Below are 25805 nucleotides of genomic sequence, written 5' to 3'. Positions count from 1 at the left end.
CCCAGACCAGCACCCGGAAGCGGCTCTGCAGCCGATGTGCGGTGAAGAAGACCAGCAGGGCGACGCTGCTGGCCACCGCCAGCCAGGTCGGATCGCGCAGCCAGAAGGAGGCGTCCGGCCCAGCAGCAGGTCGCGCAACGTGCCGCCGCCGAAGCCGGTGACGGCGGCAATCAAGATGAAGCCGACCGCATCCATCCGCTTGCGTGAGGCGACCAGCGCGCCCGAGGCGGCGAAGACCGCGATGCCTGCCAAGTCCAGCCAGCGCAGCAGCGCGTCGAGGGCGGTCACGCTCAGCCGCGCAGGGCGCGCCGGGCCACCCGCGCCCGCCACCACAGCGCCAGGCCGAAATAGCCCAGGGTCAGCGGCAGCGGCCCGAGCAGCACGACGAGGAAGCGATGCGGCAGGCCGAAGGCGGTGCCGGCATGCAGCGCGGTGAACCAAGCGCCGAGCCGCCCGGCCGGATGCGGCAGGGCAACAGCCAGCGCGCCGGTCGCGGTCTCTACCGTCACCACCTGCTCCTCGCCCGGCCAGGCCTCGGGCGGGGCAAAGGCCATGGTGACGCGGCCCTCCTCGCCAGGCGGGTCGAGCCAGACCAGCCGCCAGCCCGGCCGCGCCGCCTCGGCCAGGGCCAGCGCGCCGGTCAGGTCGACCGGCCCGGCGCCTGGCATCGGCGGCGGCTGCGGCGTGGCGTTGGTGATGCGGTAGAGCAGCCGCTGGGTGGTCTGCGGAAAGGAGAGCGCCAGCCGGTGCCGACCGCGACGAGCAGCGGCAGCAGGGCGCGGAGGCCGAGCGCGGTATGCAGGTTGGCCAGCCGCCGCCGCCCGCGCAGCCCGGCCTTGGAGAAGACCCGCTCCCGCCAGGGAGACCACCGAGGGCCAAGCGGCCAGGATCGGCCCTGCCAGCAACAGGACCAGCAGCGGCAGGCCGAGAAAGCCGACGAAGCGCTCGCCGTTCCGGATCAGCAGGTTGCGGTGCAGGTTGTAGGCAGTGTGGATGATCTGCCCGCCCCAACGGACCTCACCCAGCACGGCGCCGGTGGCGGGGTCGAGATGCAGGCTGGTGCGGCCCTGGGGCAGCCGGAAATCGGCGCGGAAGCTCTCGCCCGGCGCGCCGGGCGGATGGACGCGAAGCGGGCCGCCGTCGGCTTCGGGCAGGGCGGCCGCGGCGGCTTCGACCAGCGCGGGCACCGGCAGGGACGGCCCGCCGCCGGGGGCAGGCAGGTGCCGGGTCTCGATCTCCGGCATGAAGGCCATCAGCGCGCCGGTCAGGCCGAGCAGGACGAACCAGGCACCGAAACCCAGCCCGAGCCAGCGGTGCAGGCGACGGATTAGCTTTGCCATGTGGCCCTATTCGGCTGGGACCGCGTCCGGCGCGCGCGCGGCGCGGGCCGAGCCCCTGCGCGCTGCCGGCGCAGAGCAGGGAGAGGCCGAGCAGCCCGGCGACGACCGGCAGCACCAGGCCGGGATGCCCCATGTCGATCAGGAAGCCGAGCGGCACCGGGGTGATGGCGGAGCCCAAGGGCAGGCCGGAGGAGACGAAGCCGAAGACTTTGCCGATCTGCCCCGGTGGACAGGCATCCTTCAGCATCACGTCGCGCGGGGTGCGCGAGGTGCCAAGCGCCAGGCCGGCGCATACCGCGACGATCGGCAGCACGGCCTCCGGCAGCGGCATCAGGCCGGGCAGCAGCAGCAGCGCCATGGCGACCAGAGTCAGCATGGTGACGAGGCCGAGCAGGTTGCGCTTCGACGTGTCGGCGATCCAGCCGCCGACCAGCGTGCCGCCGGTGGCACCGATCATGTAGCCGGTGAGCGCCGCGGAGGCAGCCAGCACCGGCGTGCCCCAGAGTTTGCCGAGCACCGTCACCAGCCAGGACTGGATGCCGGAGCCGGCCATGGAAGAGAGCAGGAAGAAGGCGAAGAACAGCAGCATGGGACGGCTGAGCAGAAGCTCCCGCCCGCCCGGCCCGTCCTCCTTCACCTTGGGCTTGGCTTGGTCGCGCAGCACGCCGCTCTGCAGCAGGATGGCGGCGACTACGGGGATGCCGAGCAGGCCCACGGTCAGCAGTGCCATGCGCCAGTCCATCAGCGTGAGCAGCAGGGCTATGATTGGTGGGGCCAGGGCGAAGCCGAGATTGCCGGTGAAGGTGTGCAGGGCGAAGGCGCGACCCATGAAGGGCTTGCTGATGCTGCCCGCCATGATGGCGTAGTCGGCCGGGTGAATGACGCTGTTGCCGATGCCGGACAGCACGGATAGCGGCAGGATCATCCAGAAGGCCGGGGCGAAGGCCATGGCGGAGACCGAGAGCGCCATCAGCAAGGTGCCGCCGACCAGGAAGGGGCGCGCGCCCCAGCGGTCCACCCAGAAGCCGACCGGGGTCTGCAACAGAGCGGTGGTCGCGCTCATCAGCGCGACGGAGAAGCCCAGCGTTGCGTAGGAGACGCCGAATTCCTGGCGCCAGACCAGGAACAGCGGCGGCAGGCAGAGCATGTAGAAATGCGAGAGGAAATGGCCGGTGCCGATCAGCGCGACGATGCGCGCGTCGCGGGCGGGCGGCGGCTCGGGCGGCATGCCGGGCGGGGCTCCGTGGGCTGCGATAGGGCGAAACTGCGCCGCTGGCCGGGCGGGGTCAATGCGACATTGGCATCGCTCGCGCGGAGGTTGAGTCGGGCCGCGGGCCGGCTTCCACGCTCACGCCGCGGCGGCCAGGTCGGCGGCCGAGAGGCTCTCCCGCAGGAAGCGCATCAGCGGCTCGGCCAGCGGGTTCTGCCCGGCCGTGTCGCCGAACAGGCACATCTCGACCGTCCCGAGCGGCGGCAGGCCCGGCACCTCGGCGAGCCCCGGCGGCAGCCCGCCGCGGCCGAGCACGGTCAGCGCGAAGCCGGCCTGTGCCGCGGCGGCGACGCCGAGCAGGCTGGCCGAGGTATAGACCACCTCGAAAGCGAGTCCGGCCCGGGCCAGCGCCGCCAGGGCCCGGTCGCGGAACATGCAGCCTGGCGGCAGCATCGCCAGGGGCAGGGGCGCTCCTCCGGCGCCTGCCAGTCCGGGGCGGCGACCCAGACCACGCTCTCGGTCCAGATCGGCCGGCCTGCCGTCTCGCCGTCCCGCCGCTTCCCCAGCACCAGGTCGAGTGCGCCCTTCTCCTGCGCCGCCCGCAATTCGTGGCTGCGGCCGACCTCGACCTCCAGCCGCACCTCGGGCCAGGTGCGGGCGAAGCCGGGCGAGCAGCGGCGCTAGGTTGCGCGGAACGAAATGGTCGGCGACGCCCAGCCGGAACCGCCCGGCAACCGGCGGCGCGACCAGACGGCGCACCGCCTCGTCGTTCAACGCCAGGATCCGCCGGGCATAGGCCAGCAGGGTCTCGCCGTCGCGGGTCAGGGCGATCGAGCGGCTGGTGCGCTCGAAGACCCGGCGCTGCACCAACTCCTCCAGCCGCTTCACCTTGAGACTGACAGCGGATTGGGTCAGGCCGAGCGCCTGCCCGGCGGCGGTGAAGCCGCCGCGCTCGGCGACGGCGACGAAGCCACGGAGCAGGTCGAGGTCGAGGTCGGGAATGCGCATGGCATGAGGGTTGCTCATGCCATGCGCCATTTCAATGAGGGCGGGTTATTGATCAGACGTCCTCGTCGTCGAACCCGCCGCCCGAGGCATCGTCATAGCCGGCATTGCCGGTATCAGATCCGCCATTGTCGAACCCGCCACCGGTCGCATCCGGCGTCGCATAGGCATCCTGCCCGCCGCCGCCCCAGCCCTGGTCGGCCGCCGCGGTGCCGGGGTCGGTCCAGGGAGAGGATGTCGGCACCGCTTCCTGGCCGAAGCCGCCGCCACCCTCGAAGCCCGCCGCTTGGGCGGCGCCACCATGGCCGGACAGGGCGCCCATCAGCATGTTGCCGAGCACCATGCCGCCGGCGACGCCGGCCGCGGTGGTCAGCGCGGTGCCGAGGAAGCCCGAGCCGCCGCGGCCCTGCTGCAGCATTCCCGGGTTGTAGCCCGGCGGGTAGACCGGCTGCGGCGGCGGCGCCATGCGCGGCTGCGGCCGGGCGCCGCCGCCGAACATGCCGCCGAACAGCCCGCCGCGGGACTGCTGCGAGGCCTGCGCCTGGGACTGGACGTTCTGCACCTCCCATTCCAGCTGGCGGATGCGGTTCTGCGCCTCGACCAGCGCGGCTTCCTGCACGAAGGCGGTCTGGGTGATGCGGTAGCGCGCCTCCGGGTAGCGGTTGAAGAGGTCGTTGATCAGCGCATCCGCCTCCCGGTCCACCGGCGGCAGGGGCGGCCGGGACTGGGTGGCCGGCACGCTGCTGCCGCCCCAGGGACTTGCCGTGGCGGGGGCGGGCGCCGCACCGGCAACCCGCTCCACATATTGGGTGATGATGCGGCGCTCTTCGTCGTTCATGGGTCCTGCGTCTCCCGTCGGCCGGGCGGAGCGAAGCGGATTACCGAAGGGTCCCGCCAGCCGTGCGCCCGCGAAGTGGCCCGGCACGCTTCGGCTTTCAAGCTGGTCGCGCTGTTAAAATGAATTTTAGGCAATCTTCGCCGGCAGGCCGAGTCGGCGCCATTCGATCACCGGGCAGCGGTCCTGCACGAAGCGTAGCCCGGCGGCGCGCGCGCGCGCCCGGCCGCGTCGTCGATGACGCCGAGCTGCAGCCATACAGTGCGGGCGCCGAGGCGGATCGCCTCGTCCACCACCGCCCCGGCATCCTGGCTGCGGCGGAAGACGTCAACCATATCGAGCGGCCCGGCCTCGGCCAGCGCGGCCACGACCGGCGCGCCGTGCAGCTGCCGCCCGGCGATGCCGGGATTGACAGGGGTCATGGCATAGCCACGGTCCACCAAAAAACCGCTGACGCCATGGCTCGGCCGGTCCGGCCGGTCGGAGGCGCCGACCACGGCGATGCGGCGGGTGGTCAGCAGGATGTCGCGGATCTCGTCATCGCTCATGGCATCGGCTCCTTGCGTCCCCAGGGCAAACGCGCCAGCCGGCGGTTGGCTCAGAATTCCTCCAGCAGCCGGCCGAAGCCGGACAGCCGGTCGGCGATGCCGTTGGCCCGCAGCGCATGCCAGTAGGTCGCGGCATTGATGGCGATCACCGGCTTGCCGAGGAAGAAGCTCCGCCGCCGCAGCCAGTCGCACCATGGACAGGTTGGTGCCGACCTGGACGATGGCATCCACGTCGTCGCCATCCAGCGCGCGGATGGCGTCGCGGCAGCGGCCGGGCGGGACCTTGGCGATCCCGGTCCAGGACGGGCATTGCAGGGCGATGTCGCGCACCACGCTGAAGCCCATATCGCCGAAGTACCGCGCGACCTCGGCATTCATCACCGGCCAGTAGGGCGACAGCACGGCAATCCGCCGGACCCCGCCATAGGCCTGCAGCGCGGCGGCGCAGGCATGGCTGCCGACGCTGATGCCGAGGCCGGAGGCCTCCTCGACCGAGCGGATGAAGGTGTCGGCGCCGCGGGCACCGCCGAAGAAGGTCACCGCCGACATGCCCATCACCAGGTAGTCCGGCGCGCAGGTCATCACGCTGCGAACCGCGTCCAGGACATTGCCGCCGATCACCTCGATCCCGGCCCGGAAGCTCTCGTTGCTCACCGCATCGGCGTTCGGGGTGAGGATGCGGCTGTAGTGGTTGGTCACGCCAACGGGGCGCATCGCGTCGAGATCCGGCTGCACGATGGTATTGGTGGAGGGGCCGATGACGCCGAATTTCCGTCGCCAGCCCAGCATGTCGCGCATCCGTTGCCTCCCTTCGTCCCGGCGGCATCCTGCCACAGCCGGAAAAGCCGGCCAGGGGAGCCTTCGCCAAGGGGATGCTTGCCAGCGGCCGCGCCAGTGGGCATCACACGCCCATGGGCCTGTAGCTCAATGGTCAGAGCGGACCGCTCATAACGGTTTGGTTGCAGGTTCGAGTCCTGCCGGGCCCATATCCTCAGGTGAACAGCATGCCGCCATTCACCGGGACGGTCTGGCCGGTCATGTAGGCATTGCCGGCGACCATCAGCACGGCCTCCGCCACCTCCTCCGGCGTGCCCAGCCGTCCCATCGGCACCTGTGCCGCGAGTTCCGCTTCCCGCCCGACGATCATCTCCGTGGCGATCAGGGAGGGCGCGACCGCGTTCACCGTCACGCCCTCCTGCACCAGGCGCGCCGCATAGCCCCGCGTCAGCCCCTCGAGCCCTGCCTTTGACGCATTGTAATGCGCGCCCATCACCCCGGCGTTGCGCGCCGCGCCGGAGGAGATGTTGACCACCCGGCCCCAGCGGCGCGTCCGCATGCCCGGCAGCACCGCCTGGGTGCAGAGGAAGGCGGATTTCAGGTTCACCGCGATCGTGCGGTCGAACTCCGCCTCGGTCAGTGCCTCCAGGCTGCGCGGCAGGGCCAGTCCGGCATTGTTCACCAGGATGGCGACCGGGCCGAAGCTCCGCCTCGGCCCGCAGGACCATGCCGGCCACTGCTGCGCCGTCGGCGACATCCGCCGCCACGGCCAGCGCCTGCCGGCCCAGGGCCTGGATCGCCGCGACGACCGCCGCGGCCTCCGCCGCGCGTTCGCGGTGATCCACCACCACATCCGCCCCGGCGCCGGCGAAGGCGAGCGCGATCGCCCGGCCGATGCCGCGCGAGGCGCCGGTGACGAGCGCAACGCGGCCGGCGAAATCCGTTTGGGTGGCCATGCTGTCAGCCCTCCTCCGCCGTGAGCCAGGCGCGGATCTCCGCGTCATGTTCGCCGAGATCGGGGGCGCGGCGGCGGATGCCGGCCGGGGTGCCCTCCAGCCGCACCGGCGGCATCGAGCTGCGGCAGGCTGCCGCGTTCGGCATCCTCGAAGGGCACCACCAGGCCGCGCGCCTGGCCTTGCGGATGCGCCAGCGCCTCATCGTAGGGAGAGCACCGGCTCGGAGGGAATGCCGGCCGCACCGAAGGCTTGCAGCCAATGCGCGCTCGGCTGGCCGGCGAGGGCCTCCTGCAGGATCTCGACCAGGGCGGCATTGTTGGCGACGCGATCGGCATTCGCCCTGAAACGCGGATCCTCCGACAGATCTGGCCGGCCGATGATGCCGCAGAGCGCGCGCCAGAACTTCTCCTTCGAGGCGCCGAGGGTCAGGTAGCCGTCCGCCGTGCGGAAGACCCGGTAGGGCGCCGAGCCGCGATGCAACTGCCCGAGCCGCTGCGCGCCGCGTGCCAAGGGCGAAGACATGCGCCGCCTCGTAGACGCCAAGCGAGATGCCGGCCTCGAACAGCGACTGGTCGATCCGCTGGCCCCTGTCCCGTCCGATGCCGCGCCTGCACCGCGCCGAGCACGGCGATCGCCGCATACATGCCGGCGGTGACGTCGGTGATGGCGACCGGCAGCCGGTAGGGCTCGCCCTCCGCGGGACCGTTGCCGGCCATCAGCCCCGACATGCCCTGCGCCATCATGTCGAGCCCGCCATGCCCCGACCAGGGCCCGGTCTGGCCGAAGCCGGAGATCGAGCACCAGATCAGCCGCGGATTGGCCGCATGCAGCACCTCCCAGCCCAGGCCGAGACGGTCCAGCGTGCCGGGGCGGAAGTTCTCGACCAGGATATCGGCCCGCGTCGCCAGGCGGCGGACGAAGGCGACGTCCTCCGCCCGCTTCAGGTCGGCGGTGACGCTGCGCTTGTTGCGGTTCCAGATGGCGAAGGGCTGGCTGCGTCCGTCGACGAAGGGCGGCATGCGGCGGGCATCGTCGCCGCCATCCGGGCGCTCCACCTTGATGACCTCGGCGCCCAGTGTCGCCCAGCAGCATGGTGCAGTAGGGGCCGGAGAGGAGAGTGGTGAGGTCGAGGACGACCAGTCCGTCGAGCGCCGCCTGCATGGGATCGTCCCTCGTTTTGCCAGCAGCCTCCGTGCCTTGCGGCCAGGCTGTCAAGCGAGGCGGTTGTCGCCGCCCCAGCCGCGCGCGATGCTCGGCGCAATGAGGTGGGAGGAATGACCATGCGGCGCAGGACGCTCGGGCTAGCCGCCCTGGCATTCGCGGGTGACGCGTGGGCCGAGGCTTGGCCAGACCATGCCATACGCATGGTGGTGCCCTGGGCGCCGGGCCAGGCGACGGATCTCGGCGGCCGCTTCGTCGCGCAGAAGCTGTCGGAACGCCTCGGCCAGCCGGTCGTGGTCGAGAACCGTCCGGGCGCCGGCGGCATGATCGGCACCGACGCCGCGGCCAGGGCCGCGCCGGACGGCTACACGCTGCTGGCGGCCTCGGGCGGGGCGGTGACGCTGAACCCGCTGGTGCAGAGGACGCCCTACGATCCGGAACGCGACCTGGCGCCGGTGGCGATGATCGGCCTGTCGCCGATGGTGCTGGTCGCCCGGCCAGACTTCCGGCCAATACGATGCAGGAATTCCTCGCCGTGGTCCGCGCCAATCCGGGGCGGTTCAACTACTCATCGTCCGGTGCCGGGGCGACGGCGCATCTCAGCAGCGAATGGCTGCACAACGCGGCAGGACTGAAGGCGGTGCACGTGCCCTTCGCCGGCAGCGCGGCGTCCCTCACCCGCCGTCGTCGCCGGGCAGGTCGACTACACGATGGATCTGGTGGTCGCCACCATGCCGCATGTGCGGGCAGGCCGGGCGAAGGCCTATGGCTTTTCGCTGAACCGCCCAAGCGCGCTCGCGCCCGGCATCCCGACCATCGCCGAGGCGGGCGGCATCCCCGGCTACGATGCCGCCGCCTGGCTCGGCCTGATGGTGCCGACGGGGACGCCCGAGGCGATCATCCAGCGCCTGGCGGCCGAGTGCGGCCGGGTAATGGCCAGCGCCGAGGCGCGCGAGCGCTTCGCCGGCATGGGCATCGAGGTCGATTCCCGCCCGACCGCGCCCTTCGCCGCCTATCTGCGCGAGCAGCGCGCCGTCTATGCCCGCGTCGTGCGGCAGGCGAATATCAGGATCGAGTAGATGCCCGAGATCGAGACCCGTACCCACCGCATCCCGCGCTTCACCTTCGAGAACGGCGCGGCGCTGGACGACATGCGCGTCGGCTATTCCGTCTGGGGCCGGCTGAACGCGCGGCGCGACAATGCCGTGCTGCTGACGCCGGGTACCAGCGCGACGCGGCTCTGGGCACTCTCCTATATCGGGCCCGGTAAGGCCTTCGATCCGGACCGGCATTTCATCGTCAGCGTCGATGCGATCGGCGGCGGCGCTTCCTCCGGCCCGGCCGACGGGCTCGGTCCCGACTTCCCGGCCTATACCGTGCGGGACATGGTGCGGGCGCAGCACCACCTGGTGAAGGAAGGGCTGGGGCTCTGACCGGCTGCTCGCGGTCGGTGGGCCCTCCATGGGGTCGTTCCAGGGCATCGAATGGGGCGTGACCTTCCCGGAGGTTCCGCGCGGCCTGATTCTCTGGGTGCCCGCGGCGCGCTGCGACCGGCGCTTCCGCACCATCGCAGAGACGATCGAGGCGGTGATCACCCTTGACCCCGGCTATGGCGACGGCCGCTATGCCGCGAGCCCGAAGGAGGGCATCCGCCGCGCCGGCCTGGTCTATTTTCCCTGGATCATGAGCGACGCCTACATGACCGCTGCGGCGCGCGGCGACGATGCCGCCTATGCCCGCGCCGCGCGCGACCGCGGCGAGCGCTGGGCGGCCGAGTGGGACGCCAATGCCCTTGTTTGGCGCTACCGCGCCAGCCGCGGTCATGACGTCTCCATCCCGTATCACGGCGACATGGCGGCGGCGTTGGGGCGCATCAGAGCGGATGCGCTGGTCATCGCCAGCAGCAGCGACCGCACCATCTTCCCCGACCTGACGATGGAAATGGTGCAGGGGCTGCCGCGGGTGAGCTTTCTCGAGGTCCGGACCGACACGGGCCACCTGGCCTTCTCTCGCAGCCGGAAGGCGCGCCGGAATGGGCCGCCTTCAACGCCCGGACCCGCGCCTTCCTGGACCGCCTCGGCGTGGCGGGCTGACGCCCTGCGGCCGGATCGGGCCCGGAGGGACGGACCGGCGACGTATCGGAGGAAGGAGGACGGTCCTCTCCCACCCGGCGGATGCGCTATGCTGGGGTGGTCATTGCAGCCGCCAGCAGGAAGACGCCATGCCGATGGACACGCATCCCCGCAGCAGCCTCGCCGATCCCCGGCTCGACCGCCTGGCGGAGCTCGCGGTGCGGGTCGGCCTCAATCTCGCCCCGGGCCAGGAACTGGTGATGACAGCGCCGGTCGAGGCGCTCGACCTTTCCCGCCGCATCACCGAGCAGGCCTATCGCGCCGGCGCCTCCCTGGTGACGACTTTCCTCGCGGACGATCAGGCGGCGCTGGCCCGCTACCGGCACGCGCCGGATGCGAGCTTCGATGCCGCGGCGGATTGGCTTTATGACGGCATGGCGGCGGCCTTCCGTCGCGGCGCGGCGCGGCTGGCGATCGTCGGTGACGACCCGACGCTGCTGGCCGGCCAGGACCCGGACAAGGTGGCGCGGGCCAACCGGGCGCGGTCCAAGGCCTATCGCCCGGCGCTGGAGTTGATCACCGCCACCGCCATCAACTGGACCCTGGTCGCCGCCGCCACCCCGGCCTGGGCCGCCGCGGTCTTCCCCGAATTGCCGGAGGGCGAGGCCGTCGCGCGGCTCTGGAACGCGATCTTCGCGGCATCCCGCGCCGACCGGCCCGACCCGGTCGGCGCCTGGGCGGAGCACAACGCGGCGCTGATGGCGCGCCGGGTGATGCTGAACGAACGGCGCTACGCCGCGCTGCGCTTCCGCGGCCCCGGCACAGATCTGAAGGTCGGGCTGGCCGAGGGCCATGCCTGGATGGAGCGGGCTCTCCACCGCGAAGAACGGCATCACCGGCAACCCCAACATCCCGACCGAGGAGGTCTTCACCACCCCGGATGCGCGTGTGACGGAGGGCGTGGTCGCCGCCACCAAGCCGCTGGCCTACCAGGGCACCCTGATCCGCGACATCCGGGTGCGCTTCGAGGCGGGAAGAATCACGGAGGCCAGCGCCAGCACCGGGCAGGCGGTGCTCGAGCGCATGATCTCGACCGACGAGGGTGCGCGGATGCTGGGGAGGTGGCGCTGGTTCCGGCCTCCAACCCCATCGCCGGCAGCGGGCTGCTGTTCTTCAACACCCTGTTCGACGAGAATGCCGCCAGCCATATCGCCCTTGGCCAGGCCTATTCGCGTTGCTTCGTGGACAAGGGCCTGTCGCCCGAGGCGCTGGACGCGGCTGGTGCCAATCGCAGCCTGATCCATGTCGACTGGATGATCGGCTCGGCCGAGACCGAGGTGGACGGGCTGGATGCCGCGGGCCGGGCCGAGCCGCTGATGCGCCGGGGCGAGTGGGTCCGGTAGGGGACGCGCGGTCGCTGTGCGAGTCGGCGCGACTCGGTGCTATGCTTCGCGAATGGAGAACGCCGCCGAGTCGCCGCACGCCGAGATCCGGCCCCGCCACGGGCCCGGCGCAGATGCCGTGGGACTTCCACCCGGCCCTGACCGAGGAGCGCCTGCGGATCTGCGCCCGCATGCTGGCCAATGCCCGGCGCGACGCGCTGGCCATGGCGAGCTACGAGCTTGGCGACGATCCTTGGTCGGGTCGGCTGCCGCGCCTTCGCCTTCGGCCGTCACCGGCTGAAGCGCGCGGCGCAGTCGGGCGAATACCCCTGGCTCGAGGTGCTGGACGACAGCGCGCATTTCGTCTTCGTCATCGGCTCCAACGGCCAGGGCGTGCCGGTGCGCTTCTACCGCGGCGCCGCCGACGACCCGACCGAGCGCACGCTGAAGCGGCAGGAGATGGAGGCCGAGCAGCTCTGCCTCGCGCTCGGCGAGGAAGCTGCCGAGGGCCTGGTCTTCCGCTTCGCCGTCGAGACCGGGGAGGGCGGCAGGGTCGAGCGCGTGGTCTTCCTGGCGCTCCGTGGTGAGGACCGGGTCGAGTGCTTCTGGCCGGTGCCGCTGGAGCTGCCTGCCGCAGCCGGCGGCGTGGCGGAACAGCTGCGGCTGATCGCAGATGACGGCTATGCCGGCCCGGCCCCGCATGTGCCGGGCGCGCCGCCACCGCCGCCCGCACCCGCCCTGCCGCGGCGCAAGCCGGCATCCCCGCTGCAGCGGCGCCAAGCCGGGCTGTTCTGAGCCGCGTGCCCCGCGGCCGCGGCGCCGGCGGGGCTTGTCTGCTCGCTGAAGGCGCGCCATCTCCGTCCGGCGGAACGGTTCCGCGGCGATCGGGCCACGATCTGGACCGGCAGGAGGACGGGTCGGAACATGGTGGGGAAGGCAGGGGCGCCCCGGGGCGTCACGCCGGGCGAGCGCGGACTGGAACAATCCCTCGGCCGCGCCACGGCGATCCTGGACGCGCTGGCCGCCGCCGGTGGTACCGGGTTGCGCTTCGTCGATGTCGTGCGGCTCTCCGGGCTCAGCCAGACCACCACCCACAGGATGATCGCGGCGCTCTCGACACATGGCTTCATCGAGCAGGACGGCCCGGGCACGCGATACCTGCTCGGGATGCGGCTGGCCGGCTGGGCTTTCGCCGCCGGCAACCGTTTCGGCCTGGCCGAGGTAGCGCGGCCGATCATGCATGCGCTCTGCGATGCAACCGAGGATACCGTCTACCTGACGCTGCGCTCCGGCGACATGGCGATCTGCGTCTCCCGCATCGAGGGTGCCTATCCCGTCCGCGCCCTGGTGGTAAAGCCGGGGGACCGGCGCGTGCTGGGGCTCGGCGCGGGCAGTGTCGCGCTGCTCGCCTTCCTGCGCGACCCGGCCGAGATCGAGCGGTTGCTGTCGCTGCCCGAGCAGCAGGCCGGCCGCGCCGCGCGCGGGGTGGACGAGGCGCGGGTCCGGCAGTGGATCGAGGCCTCGCGCCGCGACGGCCATACCCTGGTACGCGACCTGGTGCCGGGAACCAGCGGACTCGGCCTGCCGATCTTCGGCCCGGGGGCGATCCGGTCGCGGCGCTCAGCCTGGCGGCCATCCCGAGCCGGCTGGAGCGGCCGCGGCTGGCCGAGGTGCTGCGGCTGGTCAAATCCGCCGCTGCCGAAATCGAGAGCAGGATGCGCCCGATCCTCGCTGCCCGCGCTACGGAATGAAGCAGGGCTTGACCCAGCGCAAATGCCATGCTCCCCTGGAGAGGAAGATAATTTCCGGCCAACGGAAAAATCGGCCGTGCAACTGCAAGCGGTCGCGTAGGGAGTGAGACTGTCCCGCCTTCGGGCGCGGGCCGCGGCGAAATCGCCGCGGCCCGGTCTGCCTCCCCGGTCCGATCATCCGATAGCGCAGGAGCCCAGGCTATGACGCTCGGCGGCAAGGCTGCCGTGACCGGCATCGGTGAGACCGACTATACCCGCGACGCCGGCGGCCGCGGCGTGCTGACCCTGCAACTCGAAGCTTCGCTCGCGGCGCTCGCCGATGCCGGGCTGCGGCCCGCCGAGATCGACGGCATCGTCATGCCGATCGGCCTCGGCGCGACGGTCGCCGAGGATCTCGTCACCAATCTCGGTATCCCGGACCTGCGCTTCTCGACGACCACGCCGCTCGGCGGCGCCGGAGCGGTGGCCGCCGTGCAGTGCGCCGCGGCGGCGGTCGCGGCCGGGCTCTGCCGGCACGTGCTGCTGCCGCTCGGCCGTACCGGGCGTACGGGCAGCCGGATCGGCGCCCGCATTCACCAGATGCCGCAATTCCGCACGGTGGGCAGATCGAGGCACCGGTCGGTGCCCTGGCCCCGGCGCAGTACTACGCGCCGATGGCGCGGCGGCATATGGAGCTCTTCGGCACCACCAGCCGGCAGCTGGCCGAGATCGCGGTGACCACGCGGCAGCACGCCATACTCAATGGCAATGCGACCATGACCGCGCCGATGACGATCGAGGACCACCAGGCTTCCCGCATGATCGCCGACCCGCTGCGGCTGCTGGATTGCAGCCTTGAGAGCGATGGCGCCGCCGCGGTGGTGGTCAGCGCGGCCGAGGCCGCCCGCGACCTGCGGCAGCCGCGCGTGCTGCTGACCGGCCTCGCCGAGGGCCATCCGGACAGCCCGAGCACAATCACCCAGCGGCCCGACATGACACGGCTCGGCCTGGCCAAGGCGGCGCCGCGCGCCTTCGCCATGGCGGGCGTCACGCCGGCCGACATCGACGTCGCCGAGATGTACGACTGCTTCACCTATATCGTGCTGTGCCAGCTGGAAGACCTCGGCTTCTGCAAGAAGGGGAGGGCGGGGCCTTCGTCGAGGGCGGCGCGCTCGGCCTGGGCGGCCGGCTTCCGGTGAACACGCATGGCGGGCTGCTGTCGCAGTCCCACATGGCGGGAATGAACCATGTGGTCGAGCTGGTGCGGCAGCTGCGCGGCGATGCCGGGCGGGCGCAGGTGGCGGGCGCGGAGGTCGGGCTGGTGACCGGCTACGGCGACCTTGGCGACGGCACCATCGCCATCATGGCCCGGGGCTGACGCCAATGCCGAGCGCGATGCCCACCAAGCCGGTGCCCGAGCCGACGCCGGAGAGCCGGCCCTATTGGGAAGGCTTGGCGGAGGGAAGGCTGATGCTGCAGCGCTGTGCCGATTGCGGCCAGGTCCGGCACTACCCGCGGCCGCTCTGTGACGCCTGCCATTCCTTCGCCACCGACTGGGTCGAGGCGAGCGGCGCGGCGACCCTGCATAGCTGGACCGTGGCGCACCACCCCTACCACCCGGCCTTCCGTGCCGAGCTGCCCTACGTGCTCGTGACGGCCGACCTGGCCGAGGGCGTGCGGCTGGTGGCGCAGTTGCGCGGCACGCCGGAGCTTCGGCTCGGCCTGCCGCTGCGCGTCGGCTTCGAGCCGGCGGGCGAGGGGCTGGTGCTGCCGGTGCTGCGGCCCGTTGACTGAGAAAAGTCGGGGAGAGGGTCTTCTCCCCGAACCCCTCGTCTATTTTTCTGGGACTGGCACGCGTCGCGCGGCGAGCGCCGACTCACAAACACGTATGGAGGGGTTGGACGCATGCGTCCAACGGGAGGAAACACGTATTTCTCCCCAATCTTCTTGCCTCGCGCTCAGGCCGCCGCCCGGCTCGGTGCCGCAGGACCCCAGGATTTCAGCACCGGCAGCACTTCCTTGGCGAACAGACGCAGCCCGCGCTCGGCAACGTCGAAGGGCGTGCCGCCGAAGCGGAAGGCAACGTTCAGCTCGAAATCACCGATCACCCGGCGGCGCTCCTCGAGCCCACGCAGGATGCGCTCGGGCGTGCCCCAGCTCGCCGCCTGCATGAAGCCCTTCACCGCGCCGGCAAGGCCGGCCTGGCGTGCGATCTCGGCCTTCTGCTGGTAGGAATCGTAGCCCTTCACCGTGCGGAAATGCTCGCCCAGGAATTCGTAATGGTAGAAGTTACTCTCGACGAATTTGCCCTGATACTGCAGCGCCTCGGCCTCGGTGGCCGCCAGGTCGGTGCCGCAGACGACGAACTCGGTCATCATCAGCGCCGGCTGCTCGTTGCCGTGGTACTGACGATGCAGCTGCCTCCCGCGCTCGATCACTGGCAGCCGCATCTCCCAGGGCCGGTCGGCGAACATCACCATGTGCGCGCCGAGCTTGGCGGCGGAATGCACGGAATCCTCGCTCGAGGCCACGGCATAGATGCGGCCGTCGAAGCTCCGCTCCGGACGCGGCCGGATCTCGACCCGCGGCTGCTTGTAGTGCTTGCCATGGCCTTCCATGAAGCCAGTGCGCAGCGCCTCGATGATCATCGGCGCCGCCTCGTCGAAGCGTTCGCGCGATTCATCCATGCTGATGCGGAAGGCCTCGAATTCCCGCCGCGCCAGGCCGCGTCCCATCCCGAGCCGGAGCCGGCCATTGCTCAGCAGGTCGAGCACCGCGGCGTTCTCGGCGACCCGCAGTGGGTCGTGCCAGGGCAGGATGACCGCGGCCGTGCCGATGTCGATGTTGGGGCAGATGGCCGCCAGGTGCGTCATCAGCTGGATGTTGTCGGGCACGAAGGAGTAGTCGGCGAAGTGGTGCTCGGCCGACCAGAGGCAGTCGAAGCCGCTGTCGGCGGCGATGCGCGCCAGCCGGAAGCTCCTCCTGCCAGACCTGGCTGTCCTTGATGTTGTCCCAGCCATAGCTGCTGAACAGCAGCATCATGCCGACATCCATGGCGTCGCTCCCTTGTTCGTTCGGCGCCCCGGCGATCCAGGCGGCGCCATTGCCGCGACGCTACCGCCCTGGCCGTGGCGCTTCAACCATCGCGCCCCGGCACCCCTGGCCCTGCCGGCAAAGCGCTCTATTCTCGCCGCCCAGGAAACGCCCCGAGGAGAGACCCACCCATGACCGCACCCGAGCGCCTGCGCGCCCTGCTGGCCGAGCCCGGCTTCATCACCATGCCGGCGGTCTGGGACGGGCTGAGCGCCAAGATGACGGCCGCCGCGGGCTTCCGGACCGCCTTCCTCTCCGGCTCCTGCTGCGCTGCCAGCCGGCTTGGCGGCGCTGATCTCGACCTGATTTCCTTCGGCGAGATGTTCGACAGCTTCCTCATGGTGCAGCGCGCCGCGCCCGACCTGCTGGTGCTGGCCGATGGCGACCACGGCTACGGCAACGCGATGAACGTGCAGCGCACGGTGCGCGCCTATGGCCAGGCCGGCGCCGCGGCGATCCTGATCGAGGACAAGATCACCCCGCGCGCCCTGACCAGCGCCGGAAAGCCCTGCCTGCCGCGCGAGGAGGCCCGCATGAAGATCCGTGCCGCCGTCCAGGCGGCGAAGGACAGCGGTATCCTGGTCCTCGCCCGGACCGATTGCCGGCCGACCCAAGGGATCGACGAGGCGGTGGCGCGGATCGAGGCGTTCGCCGCGGAAGGTGCCGACATCTTCCTGCTCGACAGCCCGGCCGACGAGGCGGAGATGCGCCGCGCCGTGGCGGCGACCGGCGGCAAGCCGTCCTTCTCCGTGCTCTCGCCCGGCGGGGCGCGGGCGACGCCAACCGGGGCTGAGGCGGCGGCGCTTGGCTTCAAGATCGGCACCTTCCCGACCGGGATGCTCTCCCCGCGGCGGCCGGGATGCAGGCGGGGCTGGAGGCGCTGCGTGCCGGGCAATCCGCCGCCGCTGGCGCCATGCCGCCGGCCGCCCTCCGCGACCTGCTCGGCTATGGCGACTACGACGCCGCGGCGAAGCCCTTCATCGTCGGAGGCTGAGCCCCGGCCGGGCGACGGGATCGGGACGGCCTCCGCCGCCCTGGCCCGGGTCACCGCCATCGTTACTTCTTGGCGAGAAAGGTCGTTGATGCTAACGTGAAAGCTTCTGTGCCGCCGTATTGACCTGACGGCGCGCGCAATCCTTTCGGGCAGCGGCTACCGATGCAATCGCACACGCGACCTGTAGTCTGCCGGGCCGAGGACCGATCCAATCCGGCGCGGCCCGCGGCTGAGATGCCGATGCGGATCGGCGCGGCCCCGGACGCGGCGCGCGCCCACCCATCCGGAGACGAGTCCGGGACGGCCGGCGGCGATCCCGTCTGCGCCGCCGACGAGGCGCCGGCCCTGATCTGGGCGACCGACGCAATCGGGGCGCTGGTCTACGCCAACCGGCGTTTCGAGACTGTCTTCGGCATCGCCGCCCCGGCGCTGCGCGATGGCGGCTGGGGCCTGATCCTGACGCCGGAGGCGCTGGAGGAGTTCCGCGCCGGGCTTAGCCGCTGCATCGCCAGGCGTACGGCCTTTCACGCCGAGGTGCAGGTGCGCACCGCCGGCGGACAGCTTCGCTGGCATCGCTGCGAGGCGACGCCGAAGGCAGGTCCGCTCGGCCAGCTGACCGGCTATGTCGGCTGCAACCTCGACGTCACCGAGGGCAAGGAGGCCGAGGCGGCGCTGCGCGAGCTGAACGCCACGCTGGAACGCCGCGTCGCCGAGCGTACGGCCCAGCTTGCCGCAGAGGCGGCGGCCCGTTCGGCGGCGCAGGACCGGCTGCGACATACCCAGAAGCTGGAAGCGCTCGGCCAGCTCTCGGGCGGCGTGGCGCATGACTTCAACAATGCCTCGGCCGCCGTCCTCGCCGGCATCGCCCTGCTGGAGAAGCGGCACGGCGCGGCGCTGGCCGCGGCGGGGCCCGGTGCGTCCCGGCTGCTCGCCGGGCTGCGCGAGGCGGCCGAGCGCGGCGCCGCCATTTCCCGCCGCATGCTGGCCTTCGCCCGGCGGGAGGAGCTGCGCGCCACCGAGGTCGATCCGACCGAGCTGCTCCGCAACCTGCGCGCCGTCCTGGCAAACGCGATCGGGCCGGTGGTGCGGGTCGCGGTCGATGCGCCGGCCGTGCTGCCGGCCTTGCGGGTGGACCGTGCGCAGCTCGAGACCACGCTTATCAACCTTGCGGTCAATGCCCGGGACGCCATGCCGAAGGGCGGGACGGTGACGCTCGGCGCGGCGGTCGAGGAGGTGGCGGGCGATCCGGCGGGCCTGGCCGCGCCGCCGGTCAGCCTGGCGCCCGGCCAGTATGTCCGCCTCTGGGTCGCCGACACTGGCATCGGGATGGATACCGCGACCCTCACTCGGGCCGCCGAGCCCTTCTTCACCACCAAGCCGCGCGACAAGGGCACCGGGCTCGGCCTGTCCATGGCCGATGGCTTCGCCGCCCAGTCCGGTGGCACCATGCGGATCGACAGCGCGCCGGGGCGCGGCACCAGCGTTTCGCTCTGGCTGCCCTGCGCGGTCGAGCAGCGGGCGCCGGATGCGCTCCGGCCCGCCGCGCGCGGCCGGGTGCTGATCGTCGACGACCAGCCGATGATGCGCCGCTTCCTGGCGGAATGCCTGGGGCATGAGGGCTGGGAGGTGCAGGAGGCCGAGGATGGCGGCCAGGCGCTGGTCTACCTCGATGCCGGCAAGCCCTGCGACCTTCTGATCTCCGACCTCACCATGCCGGGAATGGACGGTACCGCGCTGATTCAGACCGCGCGGCAGCGGCGGCCGGACCTGGTTGCCGTCCTCCTGACCGGCACCGGGCAGATGGCCGACCTGGCGCCGATGGCCGAGCGGGGGCTACGCCCTGCTGCGCAAGCCGGTCTCGCCCTCCGAGCTCGCCGACTGCCTGGCCGGGCTCGTTCCGCCGGCCGCGCCGGCCAGGACGGCTGCCAGGGCCGTTGCAAAGGCAGGTGCATGACGCCGCATCGGCATTCTGCCGCTATGATGCCGTGGGCCACGGACCACCCCGGGAGGGTTCCTGTTTGATCAGCGTCGGTTACGCCAAGCATTCCGATCCTGCGACCGCGGTCAGGGCCTGCGTTTCGGCCCTGGGGACCGACCGCCCGCGCCAGCTGCTGGCCTTCTGCGGTGGCAAGCATGACCCGCATGCGGTTACGGGCAGCGCTGCGCGCAGCCTTCGGCGAGGTGCCGGTCTTCGGCGGCTCGGCTGCCGGGGCGATCGGCCGCAGCGGGTTCGGCTACAGCGGGTTCGAATTGGGTTTGGTCGCCTTCCTCGACTCCGCGGTGACGCCACGGGCGGTGGTGACGCGCCAGCTGCTGGCCGACGAGCAGGCCGCCGGCCGCGAACTGGGCACCGGGGCGGCCCAGATGGCCGGGGATGGTGACGTGGTCATGCTGTTCTTCGACAGCGTCGCCACCGTCTCTCCCTTGCGGCTGCACCCGGCCAGCTCGATCGTCGACGGTTTCCATGCCGGCTTCGGCCCGCGCCCAGTCTGCCTGCTCGGCGGCGGGTTGCTGACCGACATGAACCTCGCTGGCGGCTGGGTGTTCGATGGCGATGACGTGGTCAAGCATGCCGCCATCGCCCTGGTCTTCCCGCCCTCGGTGCAGGCCGAGACGGTGATTATGCATGGCTGCCGCCCGGTCAGCACCTTCATGGAGATCACCCGGATCGACGGCGCCGAGGTCTACGAGCTGGACGGGCGGCCGGCGCTGACGGTGATCGAGCGCATGCTGGGCCTGCCACTAGGCGGCTCGCGCGGGCATGAGCTGACGCTGACCGCGACACTCGGGGAGAAGCAGGGCGACCCCTTCGCGCCCTATGACGAGAATAGCTATGTCAACCGGCTGATCCTGCGGGCCAATCCGGAGACCGGCTCGGTCACGCTGTTTGAGCAGGACTTCGCCCGCGGCACGCGGGTGCAGATCATGAGCCGCGACAACTCCCTGATGCTTGAATCGGTGCGGCGCGGCGTCGACGAGATGAACCGGGTGATGTCAGGGACCCAGCCGCTGCTCGGGCTTTATATCGACTGCGCCGGCCGCGGCAGCGCCCGCAGCGGTGCCCCGGTTGAGGAGGCGGAGCTGGTGCAGCGCGGGCTGCATGCCTCGGTGCCGCTGCTCGGCTTCTACTCCGGCGTCGAGATCGCCCCCTTCGCCGGCGGGTTGAGCCGGCCGCTCGACTGGACCGGTGTGCTGACGGTGCTGCGGAGGCGCAGCTGATGTCGGAAGACTCGCAAGGCCTGCTGGTCGGCCAGCTTGAGCGCGAGCCTCGCCTATTACCGGCGCGAATGCAACGACCTCGGCGCCCGCTTGCTGCGGCTGCAGGAGGAGCAGAGCCAGACCTTCCGCGAGGCACGGCGCAGCCGCACGGTGGCCAAGCTGATCCGCGAGGCCTACCGCTTGGCCGATGGCGACTGGACGCCGAGCGACATCGGCGTGCCGATGCTTGAGATCATCATCGAGAATGCGCTCTGCGATGGCGCTGCGCTGCTGCGGGAGGACGAGGGCGGCGAGATCCTTCCGCGTCATCCACGCCATCGGCGCCGGGGCGGATGCGACCAGACAGCCGATCATGATTCCTCGCCGCCGGAGTTCTTCTTCACCACCGCGCGAACGCCGATCGAGCCGCTGGCCTATGAGCTGACCAGCATCCTGCGGCTGCCCTACCTGCTCTGGGCTTATGACAAGCCTACCGGGCGGGCGTTGATCCTTGGGAGCCGGTCCGAGAGCAATGTCAGCCGCCCCTTCGAAGCCGGTGACCAGGAATTCATCGAGGGTGCGCTCTCGGTCTATATTGATATCGTGCTCCGAAAGCAGGCCGAAATGGAGCTTCGCGCCGCCAAGGCGGTGGCGGAACGGGCCAGCGCCGCCCGGGCGCGCTTCCTGGCGACGCTGACGCACGAGTTGCGCACGCCGCTGAACGCGGTGGTCGGATATTCCGAGATGATGGTCCCGGGGTCGCGCTACGACCCGAGCCCGGCCGACCGCGGGCGCTATTCCGCCCTGATCCTGGAGGCCGCGCATTACCTGCTGAAACTGGCCGATGGCATCCTCGACTACTCCTACCTGGAACAGGCCTTGCCTTCGCTGGCGCCGGAATGGCTCTCTGCCGAGCAAGCTGCTGGCCAGCACGGTGGCGCTGCGCCTCCGGCGAGAGCCATAGCCGGCAAGTGGAGATCCGGGTCATGCCGGTGGACCCGGCACTCGAGATCTGCATCGATCCGGTGCGCTTCCGCCAGGTGCTGCACAACCTGCTAGGCAATGCGGTGAAGTTCTCGCTTCCCGGACAGCTGGTGGTGGTGACTGCCGAACGGGCGGAGGACGGTACCGCGGCGGTGACGGTGCGCGACACCGGCGTCGGCATGCGGCCGGAGGACATTCCCCGCGCATTGGAGCCTTTCCAGCAGCTCGACCAGAGATTCGGTTCGCGCGCTCGGCGGCGCGGGTCTCGGCCTGCCCATTGCGAAGCGGCTGCTGGAAGCGCACGGCGGCGAACTGACGATCGAGAGCCTGCTCGGCGAGGGCACTACGGTGATGGCCCGGCTGCCGGCGGAGCGGGTGCGCGAACGGCTCGATAGCTGAAGCGGATTGCCGCAGCGGGTGATCGAACACTGGCATGCAGCGGCGCTGAAAATCCTGCGCCACGGCGATGCTGCCCTCGCCTCCGGATCCGCAGCTGCGTGGCTGGCCGCCGGGCGCAGCCGCCGGTCCGTCCCGGCGGCCGCGCCCGGATCCGGGGCGGCCCTCCGGGCATGGCGTGGGGCAGGATCGCAGAGCTGCCGGGCCTTAGCGGCCCAGCGCCTCCGGCTGGGTGGTGGCAAGGCTTCCGAGATTGTGGTCGATCGCGGCGAAAAGCCCCCAGTTCTCGAAATACCCGGCCGGGAAGCCCGGCGACCCCGCATCGAGGTCCTGCTGCCGGGCATAGATGTAGTCGGCCCAGCGGCGGGTCGCCGGCTTGCGGTGGTGGAAGTCGTGGCAGGGCGCATCTCCGACCAGCACGAAGAGCCGGACGAAAAGCTGCACGGTCAGCATCTCGGCCCACCAGGCGGTCCAGCGCAGGGCGCCTTCCAACGTGGTGGCGTAGAGGTCCGGCGGGGCGCTGCCCGGGAAGACGCCGGCGGTCGCGTGACAGACGAAGTTGCGGTCGCGCAGGCAGATGACCTGCGGCTCGGGGAAGCGGTGCTCGCAGAGGATGCGGAAGACCGTGGCGACCTGCAGCAGGATCGTGACCGGCAGCACCCAGGTGATCAGGAAGATCGGCAGCGTGCCCGTGGCGGCGGCGAGCGCGAAGGCACCGATCCAGGCCCCGCGGCTCATCAGGTCATGCGCGCGGTCGCCGGTGAACATGCTGGCCCGCATCCGGCGCTGCAGGAAGCGGGCGTGGAAGACCGGGGACGCACAATTGACGAGCACCCGGCGCCACAGCTCGCGCTTCGGAACGCCAGGGCTCGAGTCCGCACATGCCCATGACGAAATCGGCGAACTCGTCCTCCTCGGTCAGCAGCTTGTTGGGGCTGTGATGCATCATGTGCTCGCGCTGATAGTCCTCGAAGCGCTTGAACAGCAGCAGGGCGGAGATCAGCCTGCCGGCCCGGCGATTGGCCTCTCGCGTCTTCAGCACCGTGCCGTGCGAGCAGTGATGGAAGACCACCACCTGGAACAGGCCGAGGCCGCAACAGGTCGCCAGCAGACCGGCAGGCAGCAGCAGCCAGGCAAGCAGGGGCGGGCTGGCCAGTGCCAGCGGCACCGCTGCCAGCAGGCAACCGCCGAAGGTCCAGGCCAGCGCGCCCAGGATGAAGGCGGTGGCGGAGCGGCCGGGGGCCACTTCGCCCGGCGCCGGCTTCGCGGTCAGCCAAGTGAGGAAAGGCTGGATGAAGGCGGGCAGTCGTGCCGCCATGCGGGTGCGGGGATCGGCCGGGGTGCCAATCGAGACGAGCGCCGGATCCGCCAGCATATTGGCGTTTAGTATCGTCACTTTGCATTCTCCTTCATGCTGCAGAGGCGCGATGCCTCCGCCACACGAACGAGTAGCAACAAATCTCAATCGTTTGTTGGGGCTATGCTAAGCAAACCGAGTCCTGATGGCGCCGCCGTCGCAATTGTTCCCCGCACAGGGGGCAGGCTCATCGGGGATACCGGTTCGTTGCCGCAGCCAGTTCTGTCGGCTGCCCGATGGCCGTCGTGACAGCCGGGCGGGATGCGGGTCCGTGCAATATCTTGGACGGTTCTGCCGCCGTACTGCGGAGGCGGTGCTCGGCTGGACTTATGCCGGCCTGCGGGGCGCCGACGCGACGCTGCACGGTGCCCCGGGCAGGCGCGGGTCGAGCCGGAGCAGCGCTGGCCGCAGCAGCGGCAGCAGCCAGGGCAGGTCGCGGCGCAGCAGCGCCCAGGGCCAGCCGCTATCGGCCAGGGCGAGGCCAAGCCGGTGCCGCTCGGCCCGATGCGGCAGGGCCGCGAGAAGCCGGCCCAGGGTCAGTCGCGCGGCGCTCGCCACCGTGCCGCCGGTTCCGAAGCGCTCGTCGCGCGCACCGCCGAGATAAAGCGCGGCAAAGCCGCGGGAGGGATGTTCGAGGACGCGTAGCACATCGCTGAGGGCCGCGTCCGGCGGGGTCGGCGCTGCGACGGCCGCTGCCGCCAGCGCGGCGCGGAATCTTGCGAGGCGCGCCGCGATCACGGCCGGCGTCGCGGGCAATGGAGCCTCGACCGGCCGCACCCAGTCGCCCTCGGCGCGGTATTGGGTGACGCTGCCATGCGGGCTGCCTACCGCGAGCTCCAGCGGCGCCCCGAAGCGCAGCCGACGCGCCGTCGACGCATCCGGGGCGAGAAAGCTCTGCCGCGTGCTGGCGGGCGAGGGCACAACGAAGGGCGCGAGGAGCAGGAAATAGCAGCCATGCAGCCGCGCCCGGGGCAGCAGCCGGGAGAGATTGTCCTGGATCGAGCCGCGCCAGCCGATATCGGCGACCAGTACCTCCCCGGCCGCGGGCAGGCCTTGCTGCGACAGGTAGCGGAGCAGCAGCGCGCGTTGCTCCTGCCGAAGCAGCTCGATCCGCCGCATCAGCGAGGTGCAGGCGAAAGCCCGGGCCGCCTGTTCCGTCCAAAGCCGGGCCGGGTCGAGTCCGGAAGCCGCGAGTTCCGCCGGTGGGCAGGCTACCCCGAGGCTGGTGAGCACCGCGCCCAGGCTCGCCCGCGTATACTGCGCGAGCAGCGGCGCCAGCGAGGCCGCGTCGCAGGTCTCGAGGCTGGCCAGGAAGCTGGCCTGCCGGCTGATCGGCAGGTGGAGCGCCGGCGGAATCCGCGCAGCTGCGGGGAGGCGGCGCGGATGCGCTCGTAGGCGGCGGCAAACCAGCGCCCCTCGCCAGACAGGAAATGCACCGAGGCCGCGCCGCGCTCGCCGCGCCGTCGCGGCGACGTCCCGGAGGAAGCCGCCGAAGGCACCGCCCAGCCGGCGCGCATCCGCCGCCAGATCGGACTCCAGCGGCTGCGGCGGGCTCATATCCGGGTCCGCGCGCGCGGCAACGCGCGTTCTTCCAGCCATAGGGCGCGCCAGGTCAGCAGGCGGCGGAGAAGGCCGGGCGAGCGGCGGGCGGCGCCCTGCAGCAGGCCGCTGGCGCGGCGGGCGGCCCGCTGCCAGGGCGCCCGCCGCCGCGCCGCCTGCAATGCCTGCTCGGCGCGGACATACTGGCTGAACAGCTCGGCGGTCGAGAGCCGCAGGCGCTCGCGCGCGATGCCGGGCGGCGCTGCGGCGATGGCGCCGAGCGCGGTGGCGAAGCGGGGGCTGGTCGCGGCCCAGTCCGGCCAGGCGGCGGCGGTGCGCGCGGCGCCCTCGGTCAGGCGCGGCAGCAGACCCGGCTCCTGCGCCAGGCGGCGCAGCGCGGCGACCACGCCGGACTCGTCGCCGGTGGCAACCACCAGGGCATTCGCCTCGTGCTCGATGTATTCGTCATGGCCGGTGACGTCGTAGACGACCGCGGTGCCGCCGCAATGGAACATCTCCAGCGGCGGGCCGAACATTCCCTCCACCAAGCTGAGCTTCAGCAGTACGTCGCAGGAGCGGTAGACCGCGGCGCAATCCGCCGCCGGGAGGCGCGAGAAGACCCGGGCGACGCCGGGGTAGCGTGTGACCGGGGAGGAGGTGAGCAGCCAGATCTCACCGATCCCGGCCCGCCGCGCGAGGGCAATGCTCCGCGCCACATTCTTGAAGTCGACGCCGAGCGGGCCTTCCACCAGGATCCGTAGCCGGCCGGGCTCGCGCGGTGCGATGCAAGCGACCCGCCGCGGCATACAACGCCTTGCTGCAGCCGTTCGGCACCAGGTGGTAGTCATGGCCGAAGCGGCTGCGCAGGTGGTCGCGGATCCAGCGTGCCTCGGTGATGCCGGGAAGCGGCAGCAGGTAGGTGGCGTTCACCAGGTTGCGCACCGCGGCGTCGCTGTCCGGGTAGAACCAGCTCTCGATCGACTGCACGAAATAGGCGTAGCGCCCCGCGTCAATGCGGTGCAGCTCGTAGATGGTCTTCCACCAGGTGGCGAGCGCCAGGTCGAAGCGCTCCGCCGCCACGGCTTCAAAGCTGGTGAAGCGCAGCCGCGCCAGGGCGCGGTGCCAGGGCACAGGTCGATCGGGCAGGGGTCCAGGGTGACGATGGTCACCTCGAACCCCGCCTCGACCAGATGCAGGCAGTGCTCGAAGATCACGTAGCTGCCGCCGC

At 71.4% G+C, this 25805-nt stretch carries 24 protein-coding genes, 1 tRNA gene and 8 pseudogenes; 16 read left to right on the top strand and 17 right to left on the bottom strand.

The features are described 5' to 3' along the window. Nucleotides 1-162: 162 nt before the first annotated feature. The 6 genes and pseudogenes from ACQ86J_RS03160 to ACQ86J_RS03135 all read right to left on the bottom strand — a co-directional run. A pseudogene (locus tag ACQ86J_RS03160) lies at nt 163-288 on the bottom strand (TRIC cation channel family protein); the annotation flags it as partial. A gap of 2 nt (nt 289-290) precedes the next feature. Further along, a complete protein-coding gene (locus ACQ86J_RS03155; protein WP_431269995.1) occupies nt 291-1340 on the bottom strand; it encodes a PepSY domain-containing protein in 1050 nt (349 codons plus the stop codon). A 124-nt stretch (nt 1341-1464) separates the two neighbouring features. Then, a pseudogene (locus ACQ86J_RS03150) lies at nt 1465-2487 on the bottom strand (MFS transporter); the annotation flags it as partial. A gap of 201 nt (nt 2488-2688) precedes the next feature. After that, nucleotides 2689-3576: a LysR family transcriptional regulator gene (locus tag ACQ86J_RS03145; RefSeq protein WP_431269994.1), complete on the bottom strand. Its 888-nt coding sequence runs from the start codon at nt 3574-3576 to the stop codon at nt 2689-2691. Between the two features lie 34 nt (nt 3577-3610). After that, nucleotides 3611-4393, bottom strand: a complete 783-nt coding sequence (locus tag ACQ86J_RS03140) for a DUF2076 domain-containing protein (protein WP_431269993.1) — start codon at nt 4391-4393, stop codon at nt 3611-3613. 167 nt (nt 4394-4560) lie between these two features. Beyond that, on the bottom strand, nt 4561-5736 hold the full coding sequence (locus tag ACQ86J_RS03135; RefSeq protein WP_431269992.1) for a CoA-binding protein: 1176 nt from the start codon (nt 5734-5736) through the stop codon (nt 4561-4563). Nucleotides 5737-5851: 115 nt separating this feature from the next. Between ACQ86J_RS03135 and ACQ86J_RS03130 the strand changes: the two genes are divergently transcribed. Continuing rightward, nucleotides 5852-5924: transfer RNA gene (locus tag ACQ86J_RS03130), tRNA-Ile, on the top strand. A 5-nt stretch (nt 5925-5929) separates the two neighbouring features. Here ACQ86J_RS03130 and ACQ86J_RS03125 read toward each other — a convergent pair. The 5 genes and pseudogenes from ACQ86J_RS03125 to ACQ86J_RS03105 form a co-directional block, all read right to left on the bottom strand. Continuing rightward, entirely contained in the window at nt 5930-6397 is a 468-nt protein-coding gene (locus ACQ86J_RS03125) for an SDR family NAD(P)-dependent oxidoreductase (RefSeq protein ID WP_431269991.1), read from the bottom strand. Between the two features lie 79 nt (nt 6398-6476). Continuing rightward, nucleotides 6477-6671, bottom strand: a pseudogene (locus ACQ86J_RS03120) (SDR family NAD(P)-dependent oxidoreductase); the annotation flags it as partial. 4 nt (nt 6672-6675) lie between these two features. Then, nucleotides 6676-6873 carry a hypothetical protein gene (locus tag ACQ86J_RS03115; RefSeq protein ID WP_431269990.1) on the bottom strand — a complete coding sequence of 66 codons (198 nt, stop codon included), beginning with the start codon at nt 6871-6873 and terminating at the stop codon, nt 6676-6678. Next, a complete protein-coding gene (locus ACQ86J_RS03110; RefSeq protein ID WP_431269989.1) occupies nt 6870-7193 on the bottom strand; it encodes a CoA transferase in 324 nt (107 codons plus the stop codon). The genes ACQ86J_RS03115 and ACQ86J_RS03110 overlap by 4 nt, the downstream gene beginning before the upstream one ends. Next, complete coding sequence (locus tag ACQ86J_RS03105) at nt 7097-7726, bottom strand: CaiB/BaiF CoA transferase family protein (RefSeq protein WP_431269988.1); 630 nt, start codon at nt 7724-7726, stop codon at nt 7097-7099. The genes ACQ86J_RS03110 and ACQ86J_RS03105 overlap by 97 nt, the downstream gene beginning before the upstream one ends. A gap of 219 nt (nt 7727-7945) precedes the next feature. Here ACQ86J_RS03105 and ACQ86J_RS03100 point away from each other — a divergent pair. The 10 genes and pseudogenes from ACQ86J_RS03100 to ACQ86J_RS03055 form a co-directional block, all read left to right on the top strand. Continuing rightward, nucleotides 7946-8278 (top strand): annotated as a pseudogene (locus ACQ86J_RS03100) (Bug family tripartite tricarboxylate transporter substrate binding protein); the annotation flags it as partial. A 71-nt stretch (nt 8279-8349) separates the two neighbouring features. Continuing rightward, nucleotides 8350-8451, top strand: a pseudogene (locus ACQ86J_RS03095) (tripartite tricarboxylate transporter substrate-binding protein); the annotation flags it as partial. 91 nt (nt 8452-8542) lie between these two features. After that, the gene (locus tag ACQ86J_RS03090; RefSeq protein WP_431269987.1) at nt 8543-8911 is read left to right on the top strand and encodes a Bug family tripartite tricarboxylate transporter substrate binding protein; all 369 of its coding nucleotides are present in this window, start codon (nt 8543-8545) and stop codon (nt 8909-8911) included. After that, nucleotides 8912-9265, top strand: coding sequence for a hypothetical protein (locus ACQ86J_RS03085; protein ID WP_431269986.1), 354 nt, complete (start codon nt 8912-8914; stop codon nt 9263-9265). A 794-nt stretch (nt 9266-10059) separates the two neighbouring features. After that, a pseudogene (locus ACQ86J_RS03080) lies at nt 10060-11307 on the top strand (aminopeptidase). Between the two features lie 180 nt (nt 11308-11487). Then, the gene (locus tag ACQ86J_RS03075; RefSeq protein ID WP_431269985.1) at nt 11488-12081 is read left to right on the top strand and encodes a hypothetical protein; all 594 of its coding nucleotides are present in this window, start codon (nt 11488-11490) and stop codon (nt 12079-12081) included. 129 nt (nt 12082-12210) lie between these two features. Further along, complete coding sequence (locus ACQ86J_RS03070; RefSeq protein WP_431269984.1) at nt 12211-13137, top strand: IclR family transcriptional regulator; 927 nt, start codon at nt 12211-12213, stop codon at nt 13135-13137. Between the two features lie 101 nt (nt 13138-13238). Beyond that, nucleotides 13239-13754 (top strand): hypothetical protein, encoded by a 516-nt coding sequence (locus ACQ86J_RS03065; protein WP_431269983.1) that lies wholly within the window; start codon nt 13239-13241, stop codon nt 13752-13754. Next, nucleotides 13691-14394: pseudogene (locus ACQ86J_RS03060) on the top strand (thiolase family protein). The gene ACQ86J_RS03065 and the pseudogene ACQ86J_RS03060 overlap by 64 nt, the downstream one beginning before the upstream one ends. Before the next feature lie 5 nt (nt 14395-14399). Further along, nucleotides 14400-14810 carry a Zn-ribbon domain-containing OB-fold protein gene (locus ACQ86J_RS03055; RefSeq protein ID WP_431269982.1) on the top strand — a complete coding sequence of 137 codons (411 nt, stop codon included), beginning with the start codon at nt 14400-14402 and terminating at the stop codon, nt 14808-14810. A 164-nt stretch (nt 14811-14974) separates the two neighbouring features. Here ACQ86J_RS03055 and ACQ86J_RS03050 read toward each other — a convergent pair whose 3' ends face one another. Continuing rightward, nucleotides 14975-16036, bottom strand: coding sequence for an LLM class flavin-dependent oxidoreductase (locus tag ACQ86J_RS03050; RefSeq protein WP_431269981.1), 1062 nt, complete (start codon nt 16034-16036; stop codon nt 14975-14977). A gap of 204 nt (nt 16037-16240) precedes the next feature. On the opposite strand from ACQ86J_RS03050, the gene ACQ86J_RS03045 reads away from it, so the two are divergent. The 5 genes and pseudogenes from ACQ86J_RS03045 to ACQ86J_RS03025 all read left to right on the top strand — a co-directional run bounded on the left by ACQ86J_RS03045 (nt 16241) and on the right by ACQ86J_RS03025 (nt 21684). Beyond that, on the top strand, nt 16241-17203 hold the full coding sequence (locus tag ACQ86J_RS03045; protein ID WP_431269980.1) for an isocitrate lyase/PEP mutase family protein: 963 nt from the start codon (nt 16241-16243) through the stop codon (nt 17201-17203). 140 nt (nt 17204-17343) lie between these two features. Beyond that, on the top strand, nt 17344-19125 hold the full coding sequence (locus tag ACQ86J_RS03040) for a response regulator (RefSeq protein WP_431269979.1): 1782 nt from the start codon (nt 17344-17346) through the stop codon (nt 19123-19125). A 120-nt stretch (nt 19126-19245) separates the two neighbouring features. Further along, on the top strand, nt 19246-20322 hold the full coding sequence (locus tag ACQ86J_RS03035) for an FIST signal transduction protein (protein WP_431269978.1): 1077 nt from the start codon (nt 19246-19248) through the stop codon (nt 20320-20322). A 36-nt stretch (nt 20323-20358) separates the two neighbouring features. Continuing rightward, a complete protein-coding gene (locus ACQ86J_RS03030) occupies nt 20359-21360 on the top strand; it encodes a histidine kinase dimerization/phospho-acceptor domain-containing protein (protein ID WP_431269977.1) in 1002 nt (333 codons plus the stop codon). Continuing rightward, nucleotides 21288-21684 (top strand): annotated as a pseudogene (locus ACQ86J_RS03025) (sensor histidine kinase). Before ACQ86J_RS03030 ends, ACQ86J_RS03025 begins: the two are co-directional and overlap by 73 nt. Nucleotides 21685-21888: 204 nt before the next feature. Here ACQ86J_RS03025 and ACQ86J_RS03020 read toward each other — a convergent pair. The 5 genes from ACQ86J_RS03020 to ACQ86J_RS03000 form a co-directional block, all read right to left on the bottom strand. Beyond that, nucleotides 21889-22449, bottom strand: a complete 561-nt coding sequence (locus tag ACQ86J_RS03020) for a hypothetical protein (protein ID WP_431269976.1) — start codon at nt 22447-22449, stop codon at nt 21889-21891. After that, nucleotides 22424-23077, bottom strand: coding sequence for a fatty acid desaturase (locus ACQ86J_RS03015; protein WP_431269975.1), 654 nt, complete (start codon nt 23075-23077; stop codon nt 22424-22426). Before ACQ86J_RS03015 ends, ACQ86J_RS03020 begins: the two co-directional genes overlap by 26 nt. 288 nt (nt 23078-23365) lie before the next feature. Then, nucleotides 23366-24595, bottom strand: coding sequence for a hypothetical protein (locus ACQ86J_RS03010; protein ID WP_431269974.1), 1230 nt, complete (start codon nt 24593-24595; stop codon nt 23366-23368). Next, entirely contained in the window at nt 24592-25326 is a 735-nt protein-coding gene (locus ACQ86J_RS03005; protein ID WP_431269973.1) for a glycosyltransferase, read from the bottom strand. Before ACQ86J_RS03005 ends, ACQ86J_RS03010 begins: the two co-directional genes overlap by 4 nt. Then, the gene (locus ACQ86J_RS03000; protein WP_431269972.1) at nt 25250-25708 is read right to left on the bottom strand and encodes a hypothetical protein; all 459 of its coding nucleotides are present in this window, start codon (nt 25706-25708) and stop codon (nt 25250-25252) included. The genes ACQ86J_RS03005 and ACQ86J_RS03000 overlap by 77 nt, the downstream gene beginning before the upstream one ends. Between the last annotated feature and the right edge of the window lie 97 nt (nt 25709-25805).

The sequence above is a fragment of the Dankookia sp. P2 genome (assembly GCF_050632255.1).
Lineage (GTDB): Bacteria > Pseudomonadota > Alphaproteobacteria > Acetobacterales > Acetobacteraceae > Paracraurococcus.
This window is presented reverse-complemented; position numbering and strand designations above follow the sequence as displayed.